Here is a 6,425-nt window from a genome sequence, read left to right on the forward strand (position 1 = left end):
GGCCTTGCAGCGTGCATCGGTGCTCGCCGGTCAAGGGGTTCCAGGCGTCGGCGGTCCCGTCGCTACTCGCAGTGATGGCTACGGGGGGGTCGTCAGACAGGCCCAGGACGGCAACGGAGGTCAGTTCGTGGCGGGCCTGGTGAGTGTGTCGACGTTGGCCAGTAGCAAGGTCCCAGACGATGGCGGTCCCGTCGCTGCTCGCAGTGATGGCTATGGGGGAGGCGTAGTCCAGAGCCAGGGCGGCAACCTGGTTCACCGAGTCGGTGTGGCCTTCAAAGGTGTGCCGACGCTGGCCGGTGGTCAAGTCCCAGACGATGGCGGTGCTGTCATCACTCACGGTGACAGCTAGAGGGGTGATGTCGGGCAGGACCAAGGTGGTGACCTGGTTCACCCAGCTGGTGTGGCCCAGAAAGGTGTGCGTGCGAAGCCCTGCAGCCAGATCCCAGACAGTGACTTTTCGGTCGCCCACGGTGATGGCCACCGGCGTGGTATCGGGAAGAACGAGAGTAGAGAATGCGCGCACGGAGCTGGTTTCGCGGGGGAGGTGGTGAATGAATTTGCCTGTGACTAGGTTCCAGACGGCCGCTTCGTATTCGGTGCCAATGGTAACGGCGATTGGGGTGCCGTCGGGCATGACCGAAGTGCCAACGGGGATCCGACTGTCGGAGTGGAATCGCAGCATGTGTCGGGGACGGCCGGTTTCGAGGTCCCAGACGGTGGCCGTGCTGTCGCCGTTGGTGGTGATGGCTACAGGCGTGCCGTCGGGCAGGACCAAGGCGGTGACTTGGTGCATCGCGCGAGTGTGGCCTTGAAGGATGAGCCGACGTTGACCGGTGCTCAGGTCCCAGACGATGGCCGTGCTGTCGTGACTCGCAGTGATGACTACCGGGAAGTCGTAGGGCAGAGCCAGAGCAGCAACATGATTCACCGAGTCGGTGTGGCCCCGGAGGGTGTGCCGACGACGGCCGGTGTTGAGGTTCCAGACGATGGCGGTCCGGTCGGCGCCGGTAGTGATGGCTACGGGCGTGCCGTCGCGTAGGACCTGGGCGGTGACCTGGTTCACCCATCCGGTGTGGCCCTGGAGAGTGTGGCGGCGTCGGCCGGTGGTCAGGTCCCAGACGATGGCCGTGCTGTCGTGGCTTGTGGTGATGGCTACGGGGGTGTCGTCGGGTAGGACCAAGGCGGTGACCTGGTTCACCGAGTCGGTGTGGCCCCGGAGGGTGTGCCGACGACGGCCGGTGTTGAGGTTCCAGACGATGGCGGTCTGGTCGGCGCCGGTAGTGATGGCTACGGGGGTGTCGTCGGGTAGGACCAAGGCGGTGACCTGGTTCACTGCCTGAGTGTGGCCTTGGAGGGTGTGTCGGCGGGCAGGGTGGGCGGTTCGGTTGGTAGACCACAGTGGTTCGGCGAGAGCGGGCTGGCCGTCGACAGCCGTGGCCGCGAAGGCGTGAGCGAGGTCGGATCGTCGCCAGCTGGCGGCGTCGAGGGCTAGCAGGTCACGGCGCACGGCGGTGCGGTGGCGCTCACTGTGGTGGGCGGTTGTACTGCGGTAAATATGGGCGCAGAGGACTGCTTCTTCGCTCACGGCATGATGCAAGTAGGCCGTGAGGTTGTCGGGCTCCGCGTGGATGAGGTAACTGGGGTCCCGGATGAGTTGATCGAATGCGGTGTGATCGACGGCGACAGCGTGGTCGACGGCGTGGCGCAGGAGGTATGGGCGCGCCCGGGACCAGTCCGGGAAGCCGCCCGGTGTGCGCGGGACAGTGTCGAGTAGCGCAGCGTAGACGGTCGCAGGACTGGTGAGACGGTGGGTGTGGTCGGTGAGCGCCTGGTGGAAGTAGCGATAGAGGAGACAGTGGTCGGTTTCCGGAGTGGATCGCAGGTAGAAGTCGGCTTTTGCGAGAGCACGGCGGGTGTCGGCGCGCTGGGGTGTCCGCTGGCCGGGAGCGGGGGGATCGTGGGCGAGGGCGGCCTCGTGGATGAGATCGAGGGGCATGCCCTGCCCGCGGGCCTGCCCCAGGACGGTCAGGACGGGACGGATCCACGGCTCCGTGGCGGCGAGGGCCTCGACGTGGAGGTCGAAGACCTCAGTGACGGTGCGGGGCGGCTCGGCCGGAGTGCGTTCGGGGCTGGTGGTGATGTAGTTGGCGTACACGGCTGCGACAAGGAAAGCTCCGTGGTCGCTGAATTTGGCCAGCCGGTCGGCGATGGTGTGCACGTGATCGCGATCATCCGGGCTGCGCGGGCGGAGAAGCTTGCGAAGGTAGATGTCGAGATCGTCGACAAGGGCGCGGAGGCCATCGTCGTCGGCGGGATCGAGATTCAGTTCCGCTGCAGGGTGCTCATTCAGGTATGCATGCAAGGCAGGCAGGGTATCCCACCAGGGTCTGGTGCCGATGATGACGCGGCAACCGGTCCCCTCCTTCCCCACAGCGGCGGCCAGAGGCAGGAGAAGTTCGTTGAGAACGCTGACGGGGTCTTCCGCCTCGTCGAGAGCGTCCAGGATCACCAGAACATCGCTGACCTCCCGAAGGTCACGTACCAGTGCCGTCGCGGCTGCCTGGCCCCGATCGTTCGATTGCGGCGACGACTCGTGAGCTTCGGCGCTAACTGCTTTGCCATTGCGCTGCTGGCGGAGCTGGCCCCGCAGTGACTCGGTGATCTGCTGGAGAGTGAGCTGACGGGCGTGGATGGCGAGTACGGTCGCCGGTTGGCGGGGGTAGAAGTCTTCGACGAATCTGGCGACACGGTCACCGATCTCTTTGAGTTCAGGGTGGAGCAGGCAGGTAGTTACGCCGAGGAGTGCGGACTTGCCGATCCCAGGGCTGCCGGTGACAACCAGCAACCTGTGCTCCGGCTCTGTGCTGGACCGGTTCGTCCAATCCTGGATCTTCTGGAGTTGGGAAGTACGGCCGGAGAAGAGGATGTCGCGCGCGTGGGGCTCGCCGGCTGCGCGGGTGGCGAAATGCAGCGGGTCCAGGCCAGGTGAGCAGGCGAGGGCGAAGTCGCGCAGCCTCTGGTCCATGCCTGCCAGGAGCCGGGAACGAGGATCGAGGGAGTAGGCACGGTTCGGAAAGAACGGTGCGGACTGGGGGGTGGCATGGACGTGCGGGCTGCGGACAACGTGCTGGCGGGGATGTCCGGCGGCGGCGTCGGTGTGGGCGAGCTGACGGTCGATTGCTTCAGCGAGAGTGGTGATGGGCACGTATTCCTGGGTCGGGTCGATGTCGAGGTCACCGTCCGCAAGTTGATGCAGGATTTCTGCGGTGGCGGTGGTAAAGCGGGCGCCGTACGTGATGTCGTCCTTGGCGCAGGCTCCGATGATCCACACGTTTCGCGCCGCGCTCTGTGGGCGACGGGCGGCAAGTTCGGCGAGTTGCTGCTGGACGATGGCCTGTCCGGCCCCGCATACGTCCAGCAAGAACAGCACTGGTCGCTCGCTCTCCTCGGCCCCCTCCAGGAGCTTGCCAACGCTTACACAGGTCCTGGTGAGCCGGCGAGTATCGGCGCCGCTTGCAGCCAGATACAGGATGCCACTTTTCGATTTGTAGCCGTGGCCAGCGAAATGTACGACCACTGATTCCCCGCGGCGACCATGGTCACGCAGTTTCTTCCAGGCGCGCTTGAATATTTTTTTGGTGCATTCCAGCAAGGGATCGCCAGTCTCAGCGCCAGCCCGTTCCAGGGCGGAGGTCAGATCCTGCACGGCCTCCGTGACGGCCGGCAGCGATCTGAAGACGACGATTCCCCTGGCTTGCTTCTTTTCGCTCAGATCCCGCTCGGGAAACTCTCCGACCCCTGCTACGAGCGCCCTGACCATGGGACCTCCTACCCTTGCTCCCCGGGCGACCGCCACCCGCAGCAACGCCACCGCAGGACGGGCCGTGCGTCGTGCCGGGCATGCCCGGGGCTTCCCTGAGATCGCCGGGCTAAGGATCTGGTGACAGATTCTGGCGATAAATCAGGAAAGATATGGGGCGATGCAGGCAGCCACCAAGCCATTCGCGAGATACCCGCCAAATCCGTGGAACCCCACTCCGTTGTCGCAGGTCTCGTCCGCGTCGACCGGAAACATCTCACCGAGTTTGGGTGGGATCGCCACCACATCGCCGACGTCGGCGATGTTCACCCACCGCTGCACACCTGCCGGCCTGGCCCCGCGCCCCGCCCTCAACGCCGGGTCCAATCGTCGGGCCAGCGACGGAATCGCCAGTGGCGACCCCACCGTTACGAACAGCTCCACTTCCAGTTCCGAGGCGCACAACGTCTCGTAGGCGACGTAGGAGCCCAGTGAGTGCGCGATCACTACCGCTGGCTTCTCCCGCCGGATCACCTTCTCAACCCGAGCGCGTACTTTTCGCCGCCGATCCGGCCAGGCGGTGTAGGCCTCAACCTCACGCGAATTCACCACGATGGCACGCTCCAGGAGACCGATCGTCTGCTCCCGCAGTGCTGCGGAGAGACGACCGCCGCCGCGCTTGTCGACCACCCAACCGAGCATCTGCCGCAGTGGCGCCAGCCCCACGTTCTGCGGATCTTCCGGCATTGTGGCCCCGGCCGTGATCAGCCACTCCGCCACCTCTGCCTGCTTCGCTGGGCTGAGACCTTCGAAAACCGCGTCGTCCCAAGCGGACTGGGCCTGCTCCGGGAGTTCTGGGCGGAGCAAATCCGCGTAATAGGCCATCTCCACCTTCGGCACCTTCACGGACAACCGTGCAAGGCTGTCGGCCAGCTTCGGCTGACAGCCCGCCACTTTGGTCGCCGCAGCCTGTTCCGGTGTCGCGTTGGGGACGTAGTTGAAGATCCCATGCACGAGGACGACCTGTGTCATCGCGGCCTCCTATGGCCAATGATCGTGGCTGTGGCCTGCGATGGCGACTGGGCCACGATCCGCGGGGCTACCCCTCTCGCAGCCCCCGTGCCCGGCCGTCCGCGCCGCCCGCCGCGGCTGTCCGTCCGCCTGTCCGTCCCCGCTGCGCTCCCAGCCGCCGTCCGCGCCGCCTCCGCCAGCCGCGCCCGTCGCGGCCGCTGGCACGTCCTGCCGCCCCTCCCCGGGGTCGCCGTCCGCCTCCCGTCGGGCCGTTCCGGCCCCGCCGCCCGCGTCGGCCCGGTCCGCCGCGCGCCAGGCCGTGCCCCGGGGGCCTGCCGTGCCCCGCCGGGTGCCGGGGGAGTGATCTCTCCTGGCCGGGCCCGGCCCCACCCGCTTCCGTCTGCTTCCGTCTGCCGTCGGGCCTGCCGGGTGCCGGGTGGCGGGGGAGTGATCTCTCCTGGCCGCCGCTGCTCACCTTCGGCCGCCCGCCTCCCGCCGGGCCCCGCGTCATTCCGTCGGTTTCGGGTGCCGGTCCGCCACGTGCCGTCCCGCTGCCGCTGCCGCTGCCGCGCCCGCCCGCTTCCGTCTGTCCGCTTCCGGCCTGTGTGCCACCCGGGTCCTGGGTGGCATGCTTTCACTCGTTCTCGTTACAACAATCCGTTCCGGGTGTGTACCGGTGTGGCTAGACTGACGGCCAGCGTTACACCTTGCGTGTGGGTGTGGGGTGGCTTGTTGTCCGGGCCGTGCTGCGTCCCGGGTGGTGCCGGTGGCTGGCCGGCGGGGCCTGTCCGGCCGTTGCGGCCGTTGCGGCCGGTCGGTCTCCGGCCACCGCCGCGCCGTGCCGGGCCGTGCCGGGCCGTGCCGGGGCGGGCCCGCTGTCTGTTTCCCCGGCCCGTTCCGGGCCGGGGTGTTGTCGGCCCCCCGGTACCGGGGCCGGTCGTTCCCGGTTGTTGTCTCCTCGTGTGCCCTTCTGTGTCTGGAGTGCCTGGTGTCCTCTTCTCGTTCGGGTTCCTCCCGCGCCGCTGCCGGTGGCCGTCGTGGTGATGCCGGTGTGGCGCGCGGTGCCCACGAGGTCCCGCCGGGGGAGGCCACGGGCCCGGCCGGGCCGGACACCGCGCCCGCCCCCGGGGCCGGTCCGGCCGTGCCCGTGCCCGCCGCCGAGAGCGCCCCGGCCGCCGGTCCGGCCCTGGCCGGCGAGGACCCGCTCGTCCCGGCTGCAGGGGGCGACGGCGCGGTGGGCACGGCCGAGGGCGCTGCGCCCGCTCCGGCCCGCTCCGGCAGCTCCCCGCGCGGGGCCGACTCCTCACGGCGGTCCGGCCGGCCCGCCGCCGGAGACACCCTGGCCACTGACCCGGCCTCGGCTGTGGACGCTGGTCCGGTCCCGGCGGGTGACGCCCCGCCGGCTCCCGCAGGGAGCGCCGGCACCACCGAGGGCGCGACCGCCGGCGTGGTGGGCACGGCCGCCGGCGCCGCGCCCGCGCCGGGTCCGGCCCGCTCCGGCAGCGCCCCGCGCGGGGCCGTACGCGGGGCTGGTTCCTCGCGGCGGTCCGGCCGGCCCGCCGCCGCACCGGCCGCACCGGCCGCCGCTTCCGCCCCGGAGCCGGGAGCGGCCGGG

General features: G+C 68.9%; 2 protein-coding genes and 1 pseudogene. 1 reads left to right on the top strand and 2 read right to left on the bottom strand.

From position 1 onward, the window contains the following. Together ACWEQL_RS21705 and ACWEQL_RS21710 are read right to left on the bottom strand one after the other, a co-directional pair. Positions 1-3,820 (bottom strand): AAA family ATPase (locus tag ACWEQL_RS21705; RefSeq protein ID WP_452151922.1); only part of this gene is annotated, 3,820 nt, incomplete at its 3' end. A 141-nt stretch (positions 3,821-3,961) separates the two neighbouring features. After that, positions 3,962-4,831 (bottom strand): hypothetical protein, encoded by an 870-nt coding sequence (locus tag ACWEQL_RS21710; RefSeq protein WP_452151923.1) that lies wholly within the window; start codon positions 4,829-4,831, stop codon positions 3,962-3,964. 1,030 nt (positions 4,832-5,861) lie between these two features. On the opposite strand from ACWEQL_RS21710, the pseudogene ACWEQL_RS21715 reads away from it, so the two are divergent. Continuing rightward, positions 5,862-6,425 (top strand): annotated as a pseudogene (locus tag ACWEQL_RS21715) (hypothetical protein); the annotation flags it as partial.

This window comes from Kitasatospora sp. NPDC004240 (assembly GCF_053603215.1).

Coding starts and splice junctions, on each gene's coding strand:
- ACWEQL_RS21710 (WP_452151923.1), bottom strand. CDS start 4,831: ATGACACAGGTCGTCCTCGTGCATGGGATCTTCAACTACGTCCCCAAC.